The 21,084-nt window shown below is 57.3% G+C and carries 16 protein-coding genes; 6 read left to right on the top strand and 10 right to left on the bottom strand.

Annotation, left to right across the window (positions count from 1 at the left end; translation table 11 throughout):
• Nucleotides 1–18: 18 nt before the first annotated feature.
• The 10 genes from ACUTSW_RS23820 to csrD all read right to left on the bottom strand — a co-directional run bounded on the left by ACUTSW_RS23820 (nucleotide 19) and on the right by csrD (nucleotide 15,250).
• Nucleotides 19–1,692, bottom strand: coding sequence for a ShlB/FhaC/HecB family hemolysin secretion/activation protein (locus tag ACUTSW_RS23820; protein ID WP_445585504.1), 1,674 nt, complete (start codon nucleotides 1,690–1,692; stop codon nucleotides 19–21).
• 268 nt (nucleotides 1,693–1,960) lie between these two features.
• Nucleotides 1,961–3,406 carry a metalloprotease TldD gene (gene tldD / locus ACUTSW_RS23815; RefSeq protein WP_004948634.1) on the bottom strand — a complete coding sequence of 482 codons (1,446 nt, stop codon included), beginning with the start codon at nucleotides 3,404–3,406 and terminating at the stop codon, nucleotides 1,961–1,963.
• Between the two features lie 7 nt (nucleotides 3,407–3,413).
• Nucleotides 3,414–4,274: a deaminated glutathione amidase gene (gene nit1, locus ACUTSW_RS23810; protein ID WP_445585503.1), complete on the bottom strand. Its 861-nt coding sequence runs from the start codon at nucleotides 4,272–4,274 to the stop codon at nucleotides 3,414–3,416.
• Nucleotides 4,271–8,083, bottom strand: coding sequence for an AsmA2 domain-containing protein YhdP (yhdP, locus tag ACUTSW_RS23805; RefSeq protein WP_445585502.1), 3,813 nt, complete (start codon nucleotides 8,081–8,083; stop codon nucleotides 4,271–4,273). Before yhdP ends, nit1 begins: the two co-directional genes overlap by 4 nt.
• 95 nt (nucleotides 8,084–8,178) lie before the next feature.
• Nucleotides 8,179–9,648 carry a ribonuclease G gene (gene rng / locus ACUTSW_RS23800; RefSeq protein ID WP_062868848.1) on the bottom strand — a complete coding sequence of 490 codons (1,470 nt, stop codon included), beginning with the start codon at nucleotides 9,646–9,648 and terminating at the stop codon, nucleotides 8,179–8,181.
• A 37-nt stretch (nucleotides 9,649–9,685) separates the two neighbouring features.
• Nucleotides 9,686–10,270: a Maf family protein gene (locus ACUTSW_RS23795; protein ID WP_004948648.1), complete on the bottom strand. Its 585-nt coding sequence runs from the start codon at nucleotides 10,268–10,270 to the stop codon at nucleotides 9,686–9,688.
• A gap of 8 nt (nucleotides 10,271–10,278) precedes the next feature.
• Complete coding sequence (gene mreD / locus ACUTSW_RS23790) at nucleotides 10,279–10,767, bottom strand: rod shape-determining protein MreD (RefSeq protein ID WP_004948651.1); 489 nt, start codon at nucleotides 10,765–10,767, stop codon at nucleotides 10,279–10,281.
• Nucleotides 10,764–11,768 (bottom strand): rod shape-determining protein MreC, encoded by a 1,005-nt coding sequence (gene mreC, locus ACUTSW_RS23785; RefSeq protein WP_445585501.1) that lies wholly within the window; start codon nucleotides 11,766–11,768, stop codon nucleotides 10,764–10,766. Before mreC ends, mreD begins: the two co-directional genes overlap by 4 nt.
• A gap of 94 nt (nucleotides 11,769–11,862) precedes the next feature.
• On the bottom strand, nucleotides 11,863–12,906 hold the full coding sequence (mreB, locus tag ACUTSW_RS23780) for a rod shape-determining protein MreB (RefSeq protein WP_004948655.1): 1,044 nt from the start codon (nucleotides 12,904–12,906) through the stop codon (nucleotides 11,863–11,865).
• 412 nt (nucleotides 12,907–13,318) lie between these two features.
• Nucleotides 13,319–15,250: an RNase E specificity factor CsrD gene (csrD, locus tag ACUTSW_RS23775; RefSeq protein WP_445585500.1), complete on the bottom strand. Its 1,932-nt coding sequence runs from the start codon at nucleotides 15,248–15,250 to the stop codon at nucleotides 13,319–13,321.
• Nucleotides 15,251–15,558: 308 nt separating this feature from the next.
• On the opposite strand from csrD, the gene acuI reads away from it, so the two are divergent.
• The 6 genes from acuI to accC all read left to right on the top strand — a co-directional run bounded on the left by acuI (nucleotide 15,559) and on the right by accC (nucleotide 20,939).
• On the top strand, nucleotides 15,559–16,536 hold the full coding sequence (gene acuI, locus ACUTSW_RS23770) for an acrylyl-CoA reductase (NADPH) (RefSeq protein ID WP_020439877.1): 978 nt from the start codon (nucleotides 15,559–15,561) through the stop codon (nucleotides 16,534–16,536).
• Nucleotides 16,537–16,783: 247 nt separating this feature from the next.
• A complete protein-coding gene (gene msrP / locus ACUTSW_RS23765; protein WP_004948661.1) occupies nucleotides 16,784–17,785 on the top strand; it encodes a protein-methionine-sulfoxide reductase catalytic subunit MsrP in 1,002 nt (333 codons plus the stop codon).
• Nucleotides 17,786–18,385, top strand: a complete 600-nt coding sequence (gene msrQ / locus ACUTSW_RS23760) for a protein-methionine-sulfoxide reductase heme-binding subunit MsrQ (protein WP_004948663.1) — start codon at nucleotides 17,786–17,788, stop codon at nucleotides 18,383–18,385. It abuts the gene before it with no gap.
• 241 nt (nucleotides 18,386–18,626) lie between these two features.
• Nucleotides 18,627–19,079 carry a type II 3-dehydroquinate dehydratase gene (aroQ, locus tag ACUTSW_RS23755; RefSeq protein WP_004948665.1) on the top strand — a complete coding sequence of 151 codons (453 nt, stop codon included), beginning with the start codon at nucleotides 18,627–18,629 and terminating at the stop codon, nucleotides 19,077–19,079.
• A 32-nt stretch (nucleotides 19,080–19,111) separates the two neighbouring features.
• Nucleotides 19,112–19,579 carry an acetyl-CoA carboxylase biotin carboxyl carrier protein gene (gene accB / locus ACUTSW_RS23750; RefSeq protein WP_062868854.1) on the top strand — a complete coding sequence of 156 codons (468 nt, stop codon included), beginning with the start codon at nucleotides 19,112–19,114 and terminating at the stop codon, nucleotides 19,577–19,579.
• 10 nt (nucleotides 19,580–19,589) lie between these two features.
• Complete coding sequence (gene accC, locus ACUTSW_RS23745; RefSeq protein WP_004948672.1) at nucleotides 19,590–20,939, top strand: acetyl-CoA carboxylase biotin carboxylase subunit; 1,350 nt, start codon at nucleotides 19,590–19,592, stop codon at nucleotides 20,937–20,939.
• Nucleotides 20,940–21,084 lie beyond the last annotated feature (145 nt).

The raw sequence follows: 21,084 nt of genomic DNA, 5'->3' as shown, positions 1-21,084 counted from the left end.
CCTTCCTGTACGTTAACGTTAAAGTACGATATTGACCCGGTAATACACCGAAACCCGATCCGGCTTCAGCCAGTCAGGGTAAGCCAGCGGCCAGCCGACGGTCAGTTGGCTGCCGAAATGGCGGTTACGGCTGCCCAGCCCGATGGCGCCGCCCCACAGCGTGCCGGAAGCGTTGGCGTCCAGCGCGTCGTGATGCAGCCAGCCGCCGTCCAGCGCGGCCAGGGCGTTGATACTGCCCAGATACGGCAGCGTCACCAGCGACCGGTTAACTTCATTGCGCCAGTAGCCGCCCTGGTCGCCGGAAAGATACTGCTCTTTGAAGCCGCGCACCGAGCTCTCGCCGCCGATAGTCAGGCGCTCGCTGCCGTACAAACGTTGGGGTGTCCACTGGCCGTACAGGCTGGTGAGGTAAGTCCAGTCTTGCGTCAACGGCAGGTAGTAACTGCCGGAGAGCGAAAGCTTGTGGAACTCGGCGCGTGGCGCTTCCTTGATTTTGCCGCTGTCGTCTTCGGCCCCCAGCCAGGGCACGCCGCGGCTGTAAGCCGGGTTTAACGTGGCAAAGCCACCCAGCAATTTCTGGCTATGGCTGAGCCCCAGCGTAACGCTGGTCAGCTTGCGGCTGCTGCTTTCCAGCCGGGTATCGTTGAGAGCGTTATGGTTAATGCGGTGCGTCAGCCCCAGAGACAGGCCGGTTTTCATTTCACCGTCGCGAAACAGTACCCGCGACAAACTCAATCGATGAGTCTGGCTGTCGCCGCTGGATCGCCAGTCAAAGCCCTGATTATTGATAGTGGTCAGGTAGTCGCTGTAGGCATAGTTATAATCCAGCAGCCAATAGCCATAAGGTAGGCTGACGCCAGCCTGCACACTGCGTGCATTGTGATCCTTGGCGAAATCGCTGCTGCGTGCGCCGGAAACAAACCACTGGTCCGCCACGCCCAACAGATTATTGCCGGTCAGCGAGCCGTTGATTTGACCGGTGCCGGTGCTCTTCTGACCGCTATTATCAAACCCCAACCCCAGCATCAGCGGGAACTCGGGTTTGGCACTCAAATTGACCACCGAATAACCCGGTTTGCCGCCAGGCAGAATTTCAATCTGCACCGGCTGCTGCCGCAGGCGATTGATCTGCTCCATGCCCTGTTCGATATCCCGCAGATTGAGAAGATTGCCCTGCAGGCCGGGGAAAGCCATTTTCAGCATGCGATCGTCGCGCTGTTCCAGCAGGATCTTTTCCAGCTTGCCTTCCAGCACCAGCAACCGTAGCTCGCCACGCGACAAATCCTGCTCGGTCAGGAATGCGCGGCTGGTGATATAGCCACGGCTGATATACCAATCGGAGATCTTCTGTACCAGCGTTTGGATTTGGCCCAGATTCAGGCAGCTTTGCAGGTAGGCTTGGGTTAGCTCCTGCCGCGCGCCGGCCGGCAGATGATCCGCTCCTTCCAGCCGAAGGGTGGTGATGGTGAAGCAGGGTCCTCCAGAACTGGCGTTTGATTCTGCAGGCGCGGGCAACGTCGGCGTCAGGCTGCGTTGCAGCTCCTGCCGCTGCTGCTGATTTTGCTCAAGCAAGCCACGCTGCTGCTGTTGAATACTGTCGCGATCCGCCGGGCTAAGCAGGCTAGCGCCGGCAGTGGAGGAAAAGAAAATGCAGAGTAAAGCAGCTGAGAGCCGCCGAGTTACTGAATCCATTCAGAAGGCCATCCGTATGATTTTTCGGCATTCTAAAGGCTACGCGCGGCGGGTAACAAGGCATAAATTATGGGTAAACCATTAGGTAGACTAACCAAACAAGAAAAATCTTAAACAAAAACTCCATAAGATCAGTTTTTACACTTAAAAATGGCTTATTGGTTTTCTCTAATCGGAAAAAGCAGCGAATCCGTCTTAATTATGGCTAATGCGATAAGCGCCGCAAAAAACGAATTTCTTGGGGCCGTGAACCGGCCCCGGAAAAGGACTAGGCGGTACCGCCAACGGTCAGCATATCCAGCTTCAGGGTCGGCTGGCCGACGCCCACCGGCAGGCTTTGCCCTTCTTTGCCGCAAACGCCCACGCCTTTATCCAGCGCCAGATCGTTGCCGACCATCGAAATCTGCTGCATCGCCTCAATGCCGGAGCCGATCAGCGTCGCGCCCTTCACCGGCTTGGTGATGCGGCCTTTTTCGATCAGATAGGCTTCGGTGGTGGAGAACACGAACTTGCCGGAGGTGATGTCCACCTGGCCGCCACCAAAGTTCGGCGCATACAGGCCGTACTCCACGCTGGCGATGATCTCTTCCGGCGTGGACTTGCCCGCCAGCATGTAAGTGTTGGTCATGCGTGGCATCGGCAGATGCGCATAGGACTCGCGGCGGCCGTTGCCGGTCGGCGCAACGCCCATCAGACGCGCATTAAGCTTGTCTTGCATGTAGCCTTTCAGGATGCCGTTTTCGATCAGCACATTGTACTGGCCCGGCACGCCTTCATCATCGATGGCCAGCGAACCGCGGCGCCCCTGCAAGGTGCCGTCATCCACCACGGTGCAAAGCTCGGAAGCCACCAGTTGGCCCATCTGGCCGCTGAATACCGAAGTGCCGCGACGGTTGAAATCGCCTTCCAGGCCGTGGCCTACCGCTTCATGCAACAGCACGCCAGGCCAGCCGGCGCCCAGCACTACCGGCATATTGCCGGCCGGGGCCGCTACGGCGGAAAGGTTAATCAACGCCATGCGCACCGCCTCTTTGGCGTAGGCGTCGGCACGGACGTCGCCATCGACGACTTCCAGGAAGTAGTCATAACCGAAACGGCCGCCGCCACCGCTGGAGCCGCGTTCACGCTTGCCGTCCTCTTCCACCAGCACGCTGACGGAAAGACGCACCAGCGGGCGAACGTCCGCCGCCAGGGTGCCGTCGGTCGCGGCCACCAGGATTTGTTCATACACGCCGGTGATGCTGGCGCTCACTTCCTGCACCCGCTTGTCGGCCGCACGGGCAACCTTGTCAACGCGGTGCAGCAGGGCAATTTTCTCTTCGCGCGGCAGGCTTTGCAACGGATCGAGCAACGGATACAGCGCCTTGTGGCTGATTTCACCGAGCGTATGCACCCGGCCGTCACCGCTGTCGCGCACGATGCTGCGCGCCGCCTGAGCGCTTTGATTCAGGGCGTTCAGGGTTATCTGATCGGCATAGGCGAAACCGGTTTTCTCGCCGCTGACGGCGCGTACCCCAACGCCCTGGTCGATATTATAAGAACCATCCTTGATGATGCTGTCTTCAATCACCCAGGCTTCGTGGTAGCTGGACTGAAAATAGAGATCGGCGTAATCGAGGCGGCGTTCGGCCAGTTGCCCCAAGACAGAGAACAGGTCCTGGTGGCTCAACTTATTCGCAGCAAGTAACTGCTCACTGACAAACGTCAGGCTCATAATTTTTTCACTCTTTATTGGAGGAGGTTTTTTCAAACGGCGCCGTCAGCGACGTCTGGAATCTGTTGTGTTGCAATACCGGCATTTGCGCACGAAGGGTGTTGAGGCCGGCCGTATCGACCCGCACTTTTAACGCCGAAACCGCATCCGGGTTTTCGGCCAGCACCTTGCCCCAACCGTCCACCGCCAGTGAATGGCCCCAGGTGCGGCGGGTCGGGCCGTGGCTGCCCACCTGCGCAGGCGCCAGGATCACGCACTGATTTTCAATCGCCCTGGCGCGCAGCAGGATTTCCCAATGCGCCTCGCCGGTTACGCGGGTAAAGGCGGCAGGCACGGAAATCAGCTCTGCACCCTGAGCGCGCAGCGCCTGATACAGGGCCGGGAAGCGCAGATCGTAACATATCGTCATGCCAAGCCGGCCGACCGGCGTATCCACCACGGTCAACTGCTGACCATGCTGGTACGTGTCCGATTCCCGATAATGGCCGTGGGAGTCGTTAATGTCCACGTCGAACATATGCAGCTTGTCGTAGCGCGCCCGGATTTCACCCTGGTCGTCAAACAGCAGGCTGCTGGTGGTGATCAACGCAGGATTTTCGCGGCTGATCAACGGCATCGAACCGACCAGCAACCATATGCCATAGCGCCGCGCCAACTCGCGTACCGCCTGCTGCAGCGGGCCATCACCCTGCGGCTCCGCATGCTGGCGATAAGCGGCAGAGTTGGCGAACAACAGCGCGTTCTCCGGTGTCATGACCAGTTTTACCCCGGCATTGAGCTGCTTAATCTGCTGTTCGATCTGGGCCAGGTTATCACGCACCCGATCGCCACTGCACAACTGTAACAACGCAACGTTAGCATTTCTCATGACGCCTTATTCTCCTTTGGCTTGCGCAACACCTCGTTAATTTTCGGCTGATCAAGGCTGCCGCTGATGTGATAGCGAATCAGCGAGATCTTGTTCCACAACGGTGCCAGTACCTTAGAAGCGGCAAACACCGCCGCGCCGACGATCGGATTGATCACGAACGCCGTCGCCACGCCGACCGTGGCTGATATCTCCGGCGCCACCACCGCTTCCATATCAATCTGCCGACGCGCCAGATCGATTTGGCCGTTCATGGCGATATCCGCCGCCAGCCCGTCAACCAACAGATTGTCGGTATGCATTATGCCATCTTTCATCCACGCGGTGCTGCGGATGGAATCAAAGTAGAAGCCTTTACCGAAGGTATCGCTGAAATCAAACTGCAGCTTGCGTAACAGGGCGTCGAAACTCACCAAACGCAGCAACTGGCCGGCACGGCCGCCGCCGATGCTGTCGATCTCGCCCTTGCCCATTTTAATCGTCAACGCGCCGCTGAGGGTGTCTACCTGCGGTTTCCACGGTTGGCCACGCCAGTAGAGGTCGAAATCGACATCGTAAGGCGCCCCCTTCAGCGGGGTGGTGATACCAAAGAAGGCGGCGGTTTCGTCGATCTTGCTGCCCAGCAGCTTGCCTTTCAGCGAGCTGCGCTCTTCCTGCGCGTTTTGCTTCCACAGGCCGCTGGCGGTCATGCGCCCTTTGCCGGTATCGATGAGCCCATGATCCAGCGTCAGGGTATCGCCTTGATTGACCAGATCGGCTTCGACCTTGCCGAGGTTTTGGCCCATCACCCAACACGACTTGCAGCGCAACATCAACGACGGCCAGTCACGGAAAGAGACTTTCTCCGCAGCGGCCAACGGGTTGGTCGCAGCCGGGCCGTTCTTGTCCGTGCTGAACTGCGGGTTGTAATAGAGGTAGTTGATGTCAGCACGCCACGGCCCGCGATCCGCGATTCGCAGGTTGCCGTCGACTTCATCGCCCTTGGCGCTGACCAACGTGCCGCCAAGCTGTTTTTCCGCCGTCAGTTGCAACTTATGCCATGCCTGGCCGCCCAACATCAATTGCGGCGTTTTCAGCGCTACTGTGGTCGGGAAATTAAAACCGCCCACCTGGCCTGAACCACCGCCTTGTTTTATCGCAGGCGCCAACAGCGCCAGCCATTTCTCACCGTCCAGCGGCGGCAGGTTCAGCGTCAACGAGGGGCTACCTGGCAACGGCGGCGTAGCGCCGGCGTCGGTTTGCCATGCGGCGCGCGCCAGCGTCACCTGCTTTTTGGCAAAGATCCATTCGCTGTTGAACCGGTTCTGCTTGCCTGCGCTGCCGGTCAGCATGAAGCCATTCAGGCCGCCCTTCACCTTAACGCTCAATGGCAAGGGCTCCCCCGCCGGTTTATCCAGCGGTGACGGTAAGTGACTGCTTACTTTTCTGAGGTCGGCATCGAGGCCAATGTCATAGCTGGCCGCGCCCTGATGTGGCAGGACGATCGCAACCTGGCTCTGCCACGGCGCGCTACCGCTCAGCGCGTCACTCGCTTCCTGCGGTATGCCGGGGAATTTGGCCGGCAACCAGTCAGCTTTCAGGCCAACATTGACCTTATAGTCACTTTGGCCCTCTTGGGTGGTGAAATTCACCGCCACCGGCTGCCCGAACCAGTTAGCCGACAGCGTGTCGCTTGTCAGATTGCCATTATCAAAGCGGAATTTGCCGCTGACCTTTTTCAGCTCGCTTTCAATCGGCTTAACCAGCAGTGAATTGTTGTTCAGCTCGACCTCACCCTGCGCACGCACATCCTCGCCGTTCAAGGGGATATCGAGATGTAAGCGCCCACTGACATTACCGCCAATCTGCAGCTCATCCAAGGCGGAACCGAGCGAATCATGCAACGGGGTCTGGTTGAAATAGTTATGGATCTCTGCGCCTTCGCCCGCCACCTCGGCGTCAATCAGCAAGCGTTCTTTCAGATAGTCCGGAATGACCGCCGTAATATTCTTGCCGTCCACCTTGCCCAATTTGGTTTGCGGGGCATTCATCCACAACCCCTCGTTGGCAAAGTCGAGATCAATCGCCAGATCGGTCAGCGCCGGCCAGCCCGGCTGGAACTGGAAGGTAGAATGACGCAGCGGCACAAACACTTCAAACTGCCCTTCGTTCTTGCGATAAGGGAAATGTTGCGGATCGCCGGCGTAAATCAGCGTGGCGTTATCCACCTGCCCACCCTGAATCGCACCGCCAAGATAATCCACCAGGTGCTTGCCCATCAGCGGTTCGGGGAAGTAACGCCAGGCATCTGCGCCGTCATACAAACGAATACCGGCCAAAATGCTCAGCCAGGGATCGCCTTTCGCCGGCTGCTGATAGCGGAAATCGCCGTTAACCCACAGCGATTTGGCCTTCACATCCAGGTTCTTGCTGGCCAACTCCCAGCCTTGGTCGTTGTTAAGCCAGGTCAGCGCACCGCGCGCGCTGCTGATTTCCAACGGGGCGCGGAACATGTCGCCGTAAGGTAAGGTGCTGTTGTCGAGATCAAGCTGCAGGCGGCCATTCTCCACGCCGCCACTCAGCGCGCCGGAGAAGTGATTAACCCCCGGCAGCAGTTTCCAGTGCTGCCAGCTGACATCCTGCCAGCGGGCCTGGAAACGGGTTTTTTCCGGCTGTTTCAGCGGAATGTCCAGCGCCAGCGCATCGAGTTTTCCCTGCGGCTGCAAATCGTTCCAACGCTCCAGTACGTCCGGGCTGAGGAATGAGAACGTGGGCAACAGCGCCGACAGCCGCTCAAGCTGAATATCGGTAGCGCGGACACGTAATTCTTCGTTCTGCCCCGGCCCCATAAATTCGGTATTTTCCGGCAGCCACAGCGCTGAAAGCCAGCCCTTCGGCCAGGTCTTGCCGTCGGTTTGCAAACTGAGCTGCGGCACGTCAACTTGCCAGCCGTTGCCTTGGCGACTGAGCGCCAGCGCCTGATTATCCACATCCAGCCGGTGCTGTTCGGTTCCCACGCGCCAGTTAGCCGCGCCTTGTTTCAGCAGCACATTGCCACCGGCTATCTCGCCGTTTTTGATCTGCAGCCAGGCCGCCAGGCTGAAATCCGCGCTCTCCAGGCCGGTATTGGCGCGCAGCCAGCGGGTAAACCACGGTTTCATGTCAATATTATCGGCCTGCATATAGACCGTACCGGTGTTTAATAACCCCTGGTTATCACGCAGATCCATGCGCAGCTGTACCACGCCGTGCTGGCCATTCAGCGTGGACAGGCTAAGCTGCCCTTCAGCGCGGTGGCGATCGCGGCCATTGAGCCAGGTGAGCTGTGGGATTTCGAATTCGGCGCGCGCGCCGGAAGGCATGAGAAAAGAGATACGGCTGTCGCGCAGATCAAAATGATCGAGCTGATGCAGCATCAGATCGCTGATTTTACCCGGCTCGATGGTGTTACCCTTACGATCATCACCGCCCAGGGTGGTATTCATGTCGAGCTGGAATTGATAAAAGGTGAGATCGCGGAACTGCCAGCGCCAGTGCAGCAGCGACTGCCACACATCCAGCGCCAGCGTCACGCGTTCGATGTGCAAATTGCTCTTGGGCAGCGTGGCGCGCACGTTACGCATTTCAAGCTGTGGGCCGAAGGTTTCCCAGCTCCCCTGCATGAAATCGACCTGGAAAGGCACGCCGGAGAGGCTTGCCACTTTTTCCAGCACCTGAGGGCGGTACTTGTTCAGTTCAGGCAGCGCCAGACGCAGCCCGCTGACCAGTAACGCCACAACAACAACCAGAGTGGCGCCTGTTGCTAACAAAATCCCAGGCAGTCGCCTCACACAGTTCTCCTTGCTTCCGCTGCCTGGCAACGGGAATATCTCGACTGTTCGTCCTCACCCTACCTCAGGGAGAGGTATGGGGCGAGGGCCAACGATCACATCATGACAACGTCAAACTGTTCCTGGCTGTACAAGGGTTCGATTTGCACCTTAACCTGTTTGCCAACAAAGATTTCCACTTCCGCCAGCGCATGTGACTCTTCGCTTTTCAGCGCTTCGCCAACCGCCGCAGAGGCATATACCAGGAAACGATCGGAATCGTAAGCATGGTGTACGCGAACAATTTCACGCAAAATTTCGTAGCAGACGGTTTCCACCGTTTTCACGGTGCCGCGCCCATTACAGGTAGGACAGTCATGACACAGCACATGTTCAATGCTTTCTCGCGTGCGTTTACGCGTCATTTCCACTAAGCCTAGCTGAGAGAAGCCGTTGATCGTGGTTTTTACCCGATCTTTACTCAGCGCCTGCTCCAACGAGTGCAGCACCCGGCGGCGATGTTCGTCATTGTTCATGTCGATGAAGTCAATGATGATGATGCCGCCGAGGTTGCGCAGCCGCAGCTGGCGTGCAATGGCCTGCGTCGCTTCGATATTGGTATTGAAGATGGTTTCGTCGAGGTTGCGGTGGCCGACAAAGGCGCCGGTGTTGATGTCCACGGTGGTCATCGCCTCGGTCTGGTCGATGATCAGGTAACCGCCGGACTTCAGCTCCACCTTGCGCTCCAGCGCCCGCTGAACTTCGTTTTCGACATCGTACAGGTCGAAGATCGGTTGCTTGCCGGCGTACAACTCCAGCTTGTCGGTGATGTCCGGAATGTATTCGCCGGTAAATTCCACCAGTTGATCGTGGGTCTGGCGCGAATCAATGCGGATCCGGTCCAACGCCGCACCGGCGAAATCGCGCAGAATACGGTGCGCCAACGCCAGCTCGCCGTACAGTTTGTATTTGGTCTGATTGCGCTTTTTGCGCTCCATGACCTTGGTCCACAGGCGCTTGAGGAATGCGGCGTCCTGCGACAATTCTTCTTCGCCGATGCCTTCTGCCGCCGTGCGGATGATAAACCCCCCCAGCTCGTCGCAGTAGGCGGATACGGCCTTTTTCAACCGCTCGCGTTCGGCTTCGCTTTCAATGCGCTGCGAGACGCCAACGTGCGCCGCACCCGGCATGAACACCAGATAACGCGAAGGCAGGGTTATGTCGGTGGTCAGGCGCGCGCCTTTGGTACCAAGGGGATCTTTCACCACCTGCACCATCAGATCCTGCCCCTGGCGCACCAGTTCGGCGATATCGCGCACGTGGAAATTCTTCTGCTCATCGCCGGCAACGCATTCGGTGTGCGGCATGATATCGGAGGCGTGCAGGAAGGCGGCCTTGTCCAGGCCGATATCGACGAATGCCGCCTGCATGCCCGGCAAGACGCGGCTTACGCGCCCTTTATAAATATTGCCGACGATGCCGCGTTTGGATTCGCGCTCGATGTGGATCTCTTGCAGGATGCCGCCATCAATATAGGCAACCCGCGTTTCAGACGGTGTGATATTAACCAGTAGCTCAGCTGTCATGCCTTCTCCTCAGAGCCGGTCGATATGGCAGCGCCCATCAACCGGTTCTTACATCACGTAATGCGACAAAATGACTGAGCAGCTCATGTGTTTCGACCAGCGGCAGGCCCATCACCGCGTGATAACTCCCGGTTATCGTTCTGACGAAACAACCACCCTTTCCTTGAATTCCGTAGGCGCCCGCTTTATCCATTGGCTCGCCCGTTGCAATATAATCGCAGATATCCTGTTGTGACAGGTTGCGGAACGTCACGTCCGTGACCACCAGTTGGCACAAAACGTCCTGGCTATCGGCGATCGCCACTGCGGTCATCACCTGATGTTGCTTGCCCGAGAGCACCGCCAGCATTTCTGCCGCATGCGCTTCGTCGCGCGGTTTTTCCAACACCCGGCCGTTGAGCACCACAATGGTATCCGCGCCCAGCACCGGCCAGTTCTGCTGCGCCAGCGCCACGCCCGCTTTGGCCTTGTCCTGCGCCAGACGGCGCACGTAAGTTTCCGCGGCTTCCCCTTCCCGACGCTGCTCTTCGGTATCCGTCAGGATAATTTCAAACGGAACGCCCAGCAGGGTCAGTAATTCACGTCGACGCGGAGAGCCGGAGGCCAGATAAAGCGAAGTCATTGATATCCTCATTGTACGGCGAACTGACGGCGTATTTTGCGCATCAGCAGGAACAACCACGGCCACAGAATGCCGTTAACCACACTACTCCAGAACACCTCTGGGCGGAAAGAGACGTTGATCACTAAAAACTCAGCCCAGAACACCACAACGTCCATCGCCAAGGATAACAGTACGACGATCAGCGCCTGTTGCCATAGCGCCATGTTGCGGAACAGCTGGAATTTGAACGCCACCAGATAGGCGATGATGCCCAACGCCAGCGCGCGTACGCCCAGCGTGGAGCCGAGGATCAGATCCATGACCAGCCCCAGCACAAAGCCGGTGCCGACATTCACCCGGTGTGGCAGCGCCATCACCCAGTAAATCAGGATCAAAGCCAGCCAGGACGGCCGGAACATATAGATTTGCTCCGGCCACGGCATGATTTGCAGCACCAGCGCCACCAAAAATGACAGCCAGATTACCCAGCGCCCGTTGCTGCGGTAGCGGTTCATTGCGTGGCTCCCGCAGCCGGTGCGGCGGTCTGCGTCGCAGCGGCACCGGTTGCAGCAGCAGGCAGGGAGGGCTGCGGGCCCATGGCATCGGCCGGCGGCAGCACCTGCGGCATCATCTGCATCAGGCGTTCATTGGCGACACGGTGAACTTCGTCCGGTGGCAGCGGCATATCGCCATTGCGATCGGCACCCCACAGCAGCAGCAGGTAGCGCAAGCGTTGCAGGCCTGCGGTTGGCCGCGCCTGGATCACGGTATAAGCACGCTGGTTATCCACTTTAACCGAGGAGACCACCGCTACCGGATAACCTTCCGGGAAGCGGCCGCCCAGGCCGGAAGTGACCAGCACGTCCCCCACGCGGATATCGGTATTGTTCGGCAGGTGCTCGAGTTGCAAGTCGTCAGCGCAACCGCTGCCTGCGGCAATCACCCGGATATCGTTGCGCAGCACCTGAATCGGCAATGCGTGCGAGGCGTCGCAAATCAGCAGCACGCGGCTGGTGAACTTCGCCACCGCAACCACCTGGCCGACTACGCCTTTATCGCTGATCACCGGCTGGCCTTCATAGACGCCGTTGTCCGAACCTTTGTCGATCACGACCTGATCGCTATAAGGATCGGAACCGGTAGAGATCACCTGGGTGACCATTTTGTGTTCATCCTGGCGCAGCGGCGAGCCTAGCAGCTCACGCAAGCGGGCGTTTTCCTGCTTGAATTGGCCAAGAAGAAGAGTGTCGCTGTTTTTCAGCAGCAGTTCCTGCCGCAGAGCTCGGTTTTCCAGCTCCAGCTGTTGGCGGGTAGCCAGCGTTTCTGAAACGCCGTCCAAAACTTTACGTGGCCCATTGGCCAAAAAATAGAAAGGGCTGACGGCCGTGTCCATGTAGTTGCGAATTTTCACGAACGTACCGAGACGGCTATCGGCAACGATCAGGCCAATGGCCGCAATCACCGCCAAAAAAAGTCGGAGTTGCAGGGAAGGCCCCCTGCTAAAAATCGGCTTCATAAATTATGCGAGTTCCTCGACAACAGAAAAAGGAACCGTACCTGATTTCCGCTTTGCGCTGTCATCCGATACGGTTCCTCTTTCCTGGGGCTGACTATTCTTCGCTGAACAAATCGCCGCCATGCATGTCGATCATTTCCAACGCCTTGCCGCCGCCGCGGGCTACGCAGGTCAGCGGATCTTCTGCCACGACAACCGGGATCCCGGTTTCTTCCATCAGCAGGCGATCCAGGTTGCGCAGCAGTGCACCACCGCCGGTCAACACCATACCGCGTTCGGAAATGTCGGAGGCCAGCTCCGGCGGACACTGTTCCAGCGCCACCATCACCGCACTGACGATGCCGGTCAACGGCTCCTGCAGCGCTTCGAGGATTTCATTGGAGTTCAGGGTAAAGCCGCGTGGCACGCCCTCAGCCAGGTTACGGCCGCGAACTTCAATTTCATGCACTTCATCGCCCGGATAAGCTGAGCCGATGCCGTGCTTGATACGCTCGGCGGTCGCTTCACCAATCAGCGAGCCATAGTTACGGCGCACATAATTAATGATGGCTTCGTCGAAGCGATCGCCGCCGATACGTACGGAAGATGAGTACACCACACCGTTCAGTGAGATCACCGCGACTTCAGTGGTACCGCCACCGATATCAACCACCATGGAACCGGTCGCTTCAGACACCGGCAAGCCGGCACCGATCGCGGCAGCCATCGGTTCTTCAATCAGAAACACCTCACGCGCACCGGCCCCTTGGGCGGATTCGCGAATGGCGCGGCGTTCAACCTGAGTTGCGCCAACCGGTACACACACCAACACGCGCGGGCTTGGCCGCATGAAGCTGTTGCTGTGAACCTGTTTGATAAAGTGCTGCAGCATTTTTTCGGTCACGAAGAAGTCGGCGATTACGCCGTCTTTCATCGGGCGAATAGCCGCGATATTGCCGGGCGTACGGCCCAGCATCTGTTTTGCCGCATGACCCACGGCCGCAACGCTCTTGGGTGAACCGGCACGATCCTGGCGAATGGCAACCACCGACGGTTCGTTCAGTACAATGCCTTGCCCTTTAACATAAATCAGGGTATTGGCGGTACCCAAGTCGATGGACAAGTCATTGGAAAACATGCCACGAAATTTCTTAAACATAACTAAAGGATAATCCTGCAAGCTGGGGGCGGAAAATAAAATCCGCCTACTTTACCAACCACACGAAGCAGCGACAAGGCGCAAAAACGTTCTACTTCGGTGAAAAATAGTCTGTATTGTTTCTGCTCGAATGCACGGAAATTGGATGAGGCCTGAATTCCCTGAACAAAGGCTCAGTTTACCACCCTGTCAGCGTACGAAACGGCGTAACACAGCTCATAAAATCTAACATATTCCCTGATTGACGCGGGTGGTAAGCACCTACCAACGTACAACAGAAAAGGACTGACAAGAGCCTATATCAAATAGGCGTTCTTGTCGCAGGCAGTTTGGGGATAATCCCAAAATGACAGATAAGATAGCCCGGATGAATTGGCGCTCATTCTACGTCAATTTTTGCCCGGCATTCAGGTTAAACGCGATAACGACGCGAATATTTTTTACGCCCCACGTCTATCGGCTCCGGCGGCGCAAAAAAGTCACCTTGTCCGCCAAGGATCCCGCGCTCTTTCAGCGTCTGCCATTCGTTGCTCGTCCGCACGCTGGCGGCAAACACCTTGGCACGGGTGCCTTCGCAGGCGCCGGTCAGGCTCTGAACGAACAGCTGATTTTCATCACGCTTATCAATCCCCCGCACTAAACCCGGGTGGAGTTTGACGATCTCCACCGGTAAGGACTTGATATAAGAGGCACTGACCACGGTTAACCCCGCCTGAGAAACGGCAAGACGACACCCCAATCCTGAAAGCAATCTCAGCACCGGTCGCAAACGGTCGATATGTTGACACACGTCTGCCTCCGCAAGTTCAATCAGAATTCGTCGACGGTGGTTTTTTTCACACTGTAGCAGGGTATCGCGCAGCCAGCGCTGGAAACTGCGCTGCAATAATGAATCGACGCACAGCGTAAATGCCAGCGTCTCTTCCGGCCACAACGCCAGCAAGGGAAGAATGCGGCTGATATGCTGACGATCGTAACTTTCGGCCAGCCCCAACTGCTGCACCAGCGGCATATATTCCGAGGGTAGCAACTCTTGGGTTCCATCATAAATCCGGCTCATGATCTCGCGGTGATGAACGTCCCCTTCCACCGTTACCGCCGGTTTCTGATACAGGCGTGGGCCGCCCCGTACCAATACCTGTTCCAGCAGGGTGCGCCATTTAACACTGCCGCGCCCTTTCTCGGGCACCTGGCTGTCGTAAACGTACCAGCCGTTTTCCCCCTGTAACGTGGCGTGACGCGTTGCCTGCTCCGCGTAATCAATCACCTGTTCCGGGGTTTGCCCACTGCGATACGCCACTATGCCGATATGCAAGAACGCTTCGCGATCGATAAGCGCCGTTGAAGGCAATGAGTCAATGGCATTCACCAACTGCGCGGCGATGCCGTCTGCCTCTTTCAACGTGCGGTGCGGCAACAGCACGGTGAAATCACTGTGGAAATAGCGCGCCAACAGCGCCGCCGGATAGCGCATCACAAAGGTCGACAGCAAATTGACCAGCGAGTACATCAGTTCCTGCACCGCCGTGTTGCCGTGGGTTTCCCGCAGCGTATCGAAATCGGGTAACCGCACCATCATGACAATGCCGTGCGAGCCTTGCTCCTCCAATTGAGTGGCCAGTTGGTTATCAAAAAACAATCGGTTGTTCAGCCCGGTTTTTGCGTCCTGTGCGGCAAAGGCGCGGATCAGCGTATCGACCCGGCTGCGTTCTTCACGCGCTTCCGCCAAATCCGCCAGCAGGCGATCAAGCGCACCGCTGACGTTGGCCGGCCATTCGCGCACATCGCCCTGCATCACGTTTTCTCGTTCACCGTTAAGGATGCGGCGCGCACGGCGCTCCAGCAGATCCTCCCCCTCGGCCTGCTCACGCAACCAGCGCAGGCTGAACAACAAAATCACCACCATCGCGACAATCGACAAGGTCACAGCCCCGGTGGATTGCAGCGAGCGCACATCGCTGACGAACGGATCGATATAGGTAATATGGAGCGAACTGCCTGGGTGCTGCAGCAGCGACCGGGAAACCTGGCGGTAGCCGTTCAGCGAATCCCAGGGCAACTTCAAAGTCGGCAGTTTATAAGTGAAGAGATTGGTGCGGCCGCTATCGACGCTGACGGCCACGATACCAAGCGGGCGCATCACCAGCGGCAACCATTGTTGCTGTTCATCGGGGGAACCATGCAGCATTGACTGATCGAGCGACGTCACCAGCGAATCGAAGCGGCGCTCCAGACGATCCTGAGTCACGTAGAAGAAACTGTATGAGCACCCCATCAGCATCAAAAACATCGCCAGAGCAATAAGCAGGGTGATCAGCGCAGACAGTTTAGTGGTAAATCGCATCCCTGTGCCTTGTCCGTTATGGTTACGTGAATTTTCACCTTTGGAGGTATAAAGGCCCCAAATCCGCTCAAATGAATGCAACTCAATACCTTGATTTCTTAATTGATAACTGACTTTTCACTGCACTCGTTCCGTCAACATCAGGCAGTAAATCGTGCCGCTCAACCTATCAAGCCCGGCCTGAGAAGGAAACCTTAAAACGTCATTTTTTGCCCTTTATCAGGACATAAGCGTCTTAGTAAGCATATAGTCAAATAAGTCTGATTCAGCCATATATGGCAAAAAATGATAACGAGAGGAAGAGTGACATGCGTGCACTGTTATTGGAACAACAAGACGGGCAAACTTTGGCGCACATCAAAGACATCAACAGCGATCAACTGCCCGATGGCGATGTGACGATCGATGTCAACTGGTCCAGCCTTAACTATAAAGATGCGCTCGCGATCACCGGCAAAGGCAAGATCATCCGCCAGTTTCCTATGGTGCCGGGCATCGACTTCGCCGGCACGGTGCGTGACAGCCGAGACCCGCGCTTTAAAGAGGGCCAGAGCGTGGTGCTCACCGGCTGGGGCGTCGGCGAGAATCACTGGGGCGGCCTGGCAGAACAGGCGCGGGTATCCGGCGAATGGCTGGTGCCGCTGCCGCACGGGTTGGATGAGCGTAAAGCGATGATCCTCGGCACTGCCGGCTTTACCGCCATGCTATGCGTGATGGCGCTGGAGGAAGGCGGCGTACATCCGGATGACGGCGACATTCTGGTGACCGGCGCCAGCGGCGGCGTTGGCAGCGCGGCAATCGCCATTCTTACGGCCCTGGGCTATCACGTCACCGCGATCAGCGGCCGCGAAAGCAACGTCGACTACCTGAAAGCGCTGGGCGCCAAAGAGGTGCTGTCGCGTAGCGGCTACCTGGAAGCGCCGCGTCCGCTGGAGAAACAGCTGTGGGCCGGTGCGATAGATACCGTCGGCGACACCCTGTTGGCGCGAGTGCTGGCGCAGATGAACTACAACGGCGTCGTCGCCGCTTGCGGGTTGGCCGGCGGTTACCACCTGCCAACCACGGTGATGCCGTTTATTCTGCGCAACGTACGCCTGCAGGGTGTGGACTCGGTACACGCCCCGCTGCACCGCCGCCAAACCGCCTGGGAACGCCTGGCCGGTATCCTGCCGGACAGCTTCTACCAGCAGGCCACGCAGGAAATTACGCTGGAACAGGCGCCGGCCACCGCCGCAGCGTTGCTGGATAACCAAGTCACCGGCCGCACGCTGGTGAAGATCCGCTAAATCTTCTCGCCCCCCGGCGACGGGGGGAAACCGCTCTGCGAAATTTCATATTTTCCTGCCACCTCTCGCATAAGCCCTGCTTTCACGCCATGCTTACCTTTATATACCCCAGCGTATTGCAGGGGCGCGGCTACTGCACCCGCGTTCATCGGGGCGAATATACGCGGCCTCTACAGTCAGTCTGACCGGCACAGCTTTGAACGCCCCATTTTGCAAGGCGACGGGTAAAAATGCGGAGAAAAACACCATGAGCAAATCCCCAAAATTGACCGAGGCCGACGTCACGCCCGAGAGCGTGTTTTATCAGCGGCGCAAAGTGCTGCAGGCGTTAGGTATCACCGCCGCGTCCTTGGCGCTGCCGCTTAATGCGCAGGCCGATGTGTTGTCATGGTTCAAAGGTAACGATCGGCCCAAAGCTCCGGCGGGCAAGCCGCTGGCGTTCAGCAAGCCGCCCGCCTGGCAGGCGCAACTGGCCATGACGCCTGAAGACAAGGTTTCCGGTTACAACAATTTCTACGAATTCGGTCTCGATAAGGCCGATCCCGCCGCCAATGCCGGGGGATTGAAAACCGAAGGCTGGAAGGTGCGCATCGACGGTGAAGTCGGTAAACCCATCACGCTGGATATCGATGATTTGATCAAACGCTTCCCACTGGAACAGCGCATCTACCGCATGCGCTGCGTGGAGGCCTGGTCGATGGTCGTCCCCTGGATTGGCTTTGAGCTGGGTAAACTCATCAAACTGGCGGAGCCGAACAGCAATGCGCGCTATGTCGCCTTCCAGACGCTGTACGATCCGGAACAGATGCCGGGCCAGAAGGATCGTTTTATCGGCGGCGGCCTGAAGTACCCGTATGTCGAAGGACTGCGTCTGGATGAGGCCATGAACCCGCTGGCGCTGCTGACCGTTGGCGTGTACGGCAAAACGCTGCCGCCGCAAAATGGCGCGCCGCTGCGGCTGATCACCCCATGGAAATACGGTTTTAAAGGCATTAAATCGATTGTCCATATTCGCCTGGTGCGCGATCAACCGCCGACGACCTGGAATGAGTCCGCACCAAATGAATACGGTTTCTACGCCAACGTGAACCCGCACGTCGATCATCCGCGCTGGTCGCAGGCGACCGAGCGTTTTATCGGCTCCGGCGGCATTCTGGATGTCAAACGTCAGCCGACGCTGCTGTTCAACGGCTATGCCGATCAGGTGGCGTCGCTGTATCGCGGAATGGACCTGCGGGAGAATTTCTAAGTGCGTTTAACTCCGACTCACATCAAAGGGATCAAGGTCGCCATTTATCTGGCGGCATTCCTGCCTTTTCTCTGGCTGGTGCTGGCGGTGGATCAGGGCTGGTTCAGCGCCGATCCGGCCAAGGATATTCAGCATTTTACCGGCAGGATGACGCTGAAACTGCTGTTGGCGACCCTGATGATAGCCCCGCTGGCGCGCTATGCCCGCCAACCGCTGCTGATCCGCTGCCGCCGCCTGGTGGGGTTGTGGTGTTTTGCCTGGGGCACGCTGCATCTGATAAGCTATTCGACGCTTGAGTTGGGGCTGAGCAATATCGGTCTTCTGGGGCGCGAGCTGGTGACTCGTCCTTATCTGACACTCGGCATTATCAGTTGGCTGATTCTGCTGGCGCTGGCTGCCACCTCTACGCTGTGGGCCATGCGCAAACTGGGCGCCAAATGGCAGACATTGCATAACTTCGTCTATCTGGCGGCGATACTGGCACCGATTCACTACCTGTGGTCGGTAAAAACTTTTTCGCCGCAGCCTTTCATTTACGCCCTGTTGGCTATACTGCTGCTGGCGCTGCGATACAAGAAATTCCGCAATTGGTGGCGTTAAAGGGCGGAACTTTTCTGTGTTCTATCCCTCATAATGCGATAACGCCATCGTCAGTTTGCTGATTTAGGGTTGAATATCTTCGCTGATAAGACCAGTATTTAGCTGCGAATTGCTACGATATCGTTATAATGCCCGGCCTTGCACCTGTTCACAGGGTGAATTTCCCCCTTAACAGGTGACAAATCGGTGACATCGGGTTATTTTCTACGATGATGGTTTTATTGCCGGAGATACCAGCACAATGGCAGACAAGTCTCACATTTTGCTTCTAAACGGCCCCAATCTGAATCTGCTGGGGACGCGTGAGCCGGAGAAGTACGGCAGCACGACGCTGACAGAGATCGTTAACGGATTGGAAAACCAGGCATCTGCGCTGGATATCACCCTGAGCCATCTGCAATCCAACGCCGAGTATCAGCTGATCGATCGCATACATCAGGCACGCGGCAACACGGATTTTATTCTGATCAACCCTGCCGCGTTCACGCATACCAGCGTGGCGCTGCGCGATGCATTGCTGGCGGTGCAGATCCCGTTTATCGAGATCCACCTCTCCAATGTGCACGCCCGCGAGCCTTTCCGCCATCATTCCTACCTCTCCGATGTTGCGGTAGGCGTGATTTGCGGCCTCGGCGCGGATGGCTACACATTTGCTTTACAGGCAGCGGTTAACCGTCTGTCAAAAACCCACTAATTGCTACGCAAAAAGAGTACGGAATCACACTCATGGATATTCGTAAAATCAAGAAACTGATCGAACTGGTTGAAGAATCAGGCATTTCTGAACTGGAAATCTCTGAAGGCGAAGAGTCGGTTCGCATCAGCCGTGCCGCTCCGGTGCAGGCTTACCCAATGATGCCACAGGCCTATGCCATGCAGCCTCAGCCGCAGCCAGCTCTGGCTAGCGCCGTTGCCAGCGCGCCTGCCGCAGAAACCCCGGCAGCACCAGCGGCCATGAGTGGCCACATCGTTCGTTCTCCAATGGTCGGCACTTTCTACCGCACGCCAAGCCCGGATGCGAAAGCCTTCATCGAAGTCGGCCAGAAAGTGAACGCCGGCGACACTCTGTGCATCGTTGAAGCCATGAAAATGATGAACCAGATCGAAGCGGACAAATCCGGCGTTGTTAAAGCTATTCTGGTAGAAAACGGCCAACCGGTTGAATTTGACGAGCCACTGGTCGTCATCGAATAACGAGGCGAACATGCTTGATAAAATTGTTATCGCCAACCGCGGCGAGATCGCGCTTCGTATCCTGCGTGCTTGTAAAGAGCTAGGCATCAAAACCGTTGCCGTGCACTCCACAGCCGATCGCGATCTGAAACACGTACTGCTGGCTGACGAGACCGTCTGTATTGGTCCTGCGCCCTCGGTAAAAAGCTATTTGAACATCCCGGCCATCATCTCTGCGGCGGAAATCACCGGCGCAGTGGCGATCCACCCGGGCTACGGCTTCCTGTCCGAAAACGCCGATTTCGCCGAGCAGATCGAGCGCTCCGGCTTTATCTTCATCGGCCCGAAAGCCGAAACCATCCGCCTGATGGGCGACAAGGTTTCTGCGATCAACGCCATGAAGAAAGCCGGCGTGCCTTGCGTTCCAGGCTCCGATGGCCCGCTGACCGACGACATGGATAAAAACCGTGCCTTCGCCAAGCGCATCGGCTACCCGGTGATCATCAAGGCGTCCGGCGGCGGCGGCGGCCGTGGCATGCGCGTCGTGCGCAGCGACAAAGATCTCGAGCAATCCATTGCCATGACCAAAGCTGAAGCCAAAGCGGCGTTCAACAATGACATGGTTTACATGGAGAAATACCTGGAAAACCCACGTCATATCGAAATTCAGGTTTTGGCGGACGGCCAGGGTAACGCCATCTATCTGGCCGAGCGCGACTGCTCCATGCAGCGCCGCCACCAGAAAGTGGTTGAAGAAGCTCCGGCACCGGGCATCACCAGCGAAATGCGCCGTTACATCGGCGAGCGTTGCTCGAAGGCCTGTGTGGAAATCGGTTATCGCGGTGCAGGCACCTTCGAGTTCCTGTATGAAAACGGCGAGTTCTATTTCATCGAAATGAACACCCGTATTCAGGTTGAACATCCGGTGACCGAAATGATCACCGGCGTGGATCTGATCAAAGAGCAGCTGCGCATCGCTGCCGGTCAGCCGCTGTCGATCAAACAAGACGAAGTGAAGGTTCACGGCCACGCGGTGGAATGCCGTATCAATGCCGAAGACGCGAACACCTTCCTGCCAAGCCCGGGCAAGATCACCCGTTTCCATGCGCCAGGCGGTTTCGGCGTGCGTTGGGAATCTCATATTTACGCCGGTTATACCGTACCGCCGTACTATGATTCCATGATCGGCAAACTGATCACTTACGGTGAAAACCGTGACGTGGCCATTGCCCGCATGAAGAATGCCCTGGCTGAGCTGATCATCGATGGCATCAAAACCAACGTTGAACTGCAGCAAAAGATCATGAGCGACGAAAACTTCCAGCACGGTGGCACCAACATCCACTACCTGGAGAAAAAGCTGGGTCTGCAGGAAACCTAAGACAGGCTACTCGCATTGCCTGACAGAAGGCCGGTTAATCACCGGCCTTTTTCTTTTTCGTTTCAGGCAAGTAACGGCTTGGCAAAACGCCGACATGCCGTAAAATTCCCTACCTTTGATACATCCCTCACCCTAAACCTGTGGG

The sequence above is a fragment of the Serratia sp. TSA_198.1 genome, from assembly GCF_052686505.1.
Note: the sequence above shows the minus strand (reverse complement) of the source record. Positions and strands in the feature narration are given on the sequence as shown.

What these genes read in the sequence shown, in the direction of transcription:
- ACUTSW_RS23820 (WP_445585504.1), bottom strand. Translation starts at nt 1,692, where the DNA reads ATGGATTCAGTAACTCGGCGGCTCTCAGCTGCTTTACTCTGCATTTTC.
- tldD (WP_004948634.1), bottom strand. Translation starts at nt 3,406, where the DNA reads ATGAGCCTGACGTTTGTCAGTGAGCAGTTACTTGCTGCGAATAAGTTG.
- nit1 (WP_445585503.1), bottom strand. Translation starts at nt 4,274, where the DNA reads ATGAGAAATGCTAACGTTGCGTTGTTACAGTTGTGCAGTGGCGATCGG.
- rng (WP_062868848.1), bottom strand. Translation starts at nt 9,648, where the DNA reads ATGACAGCTGAGCTACTGGTTAATATCACACCGTCTGAAACGCGGGTT.
- ACUTSW_RS23795 (WP_004948648.1), bottom strand. Translation starts at nt 10,270, where the DNA reads ATGACTTCGCTTTATCTGGCCTCCGGCTCTCCGCGTCGACGTGAATTA.
- mreD (WP_004948651.1), bottom strand. Translation starts at nt 10,767, where the DNA reads ATGAACCGCTACCGCAGCAACGGGCGCTGGGTAATCTGGCTGTCATTT.
- mreC (WP_445585501.1), bottom strand. Translation starts at nt 11,768, where the DNA reads ATGAAGCCGATTTTTAGCAGGGGGCCTTCCCTGCAACTCCGACTTTTT.
- mreB (WP_004948655.1), bottom strand. Translation starts at nt 12,906, where the DNA reads ATGTTTAAGAAATTTCGTGGCATGTTTTCCAATGACTTGTCCATCGAC.
- csrD (WP_445585500.1), bottom strand. Translation starts at nt 15,250, where the DNA reads ATGCGATTTACCACTAAACTGTCTGCGCTGATCACCCTGCTTATTGCT.
- acuI (WP_020439877.1), top strand. Translation starts at nt 15,559, where the DNA reads ATGCGTGCACTGTTATTGGAACAACAAGACGGGCAAACTTTGGCGCAC.
- msrP (WP_004948661.1), top strand. Translation starts at nt 16,784, where the DNA reads ATGAGCAAATCCCCAAAATTGACCGAGGCCGACGTCACGCCCGAGAGC.
- aroQ (WP_004948665.1), top strand. Translation starts at nt 18,627, where the DNA reads ATGGCAGACAAGTCTCACATTTTGCTTCTAAACGGCCCCAATCTGAAT.
- accB (WP_062868854.1), top strand. Translation starts at nt 19,112, where the DNA reads ATGGATATTCGTAAAATCAAGAAACTGATCGAACTGGTTGAAGAATCA.
- accC (WP_004948672.1), top strand. Translation starts at nt 19,590, where the DNA reads ATGCTTGATAAAATTGTTATCGCCAACCGCGGCGAGATCGCGCTTCGT.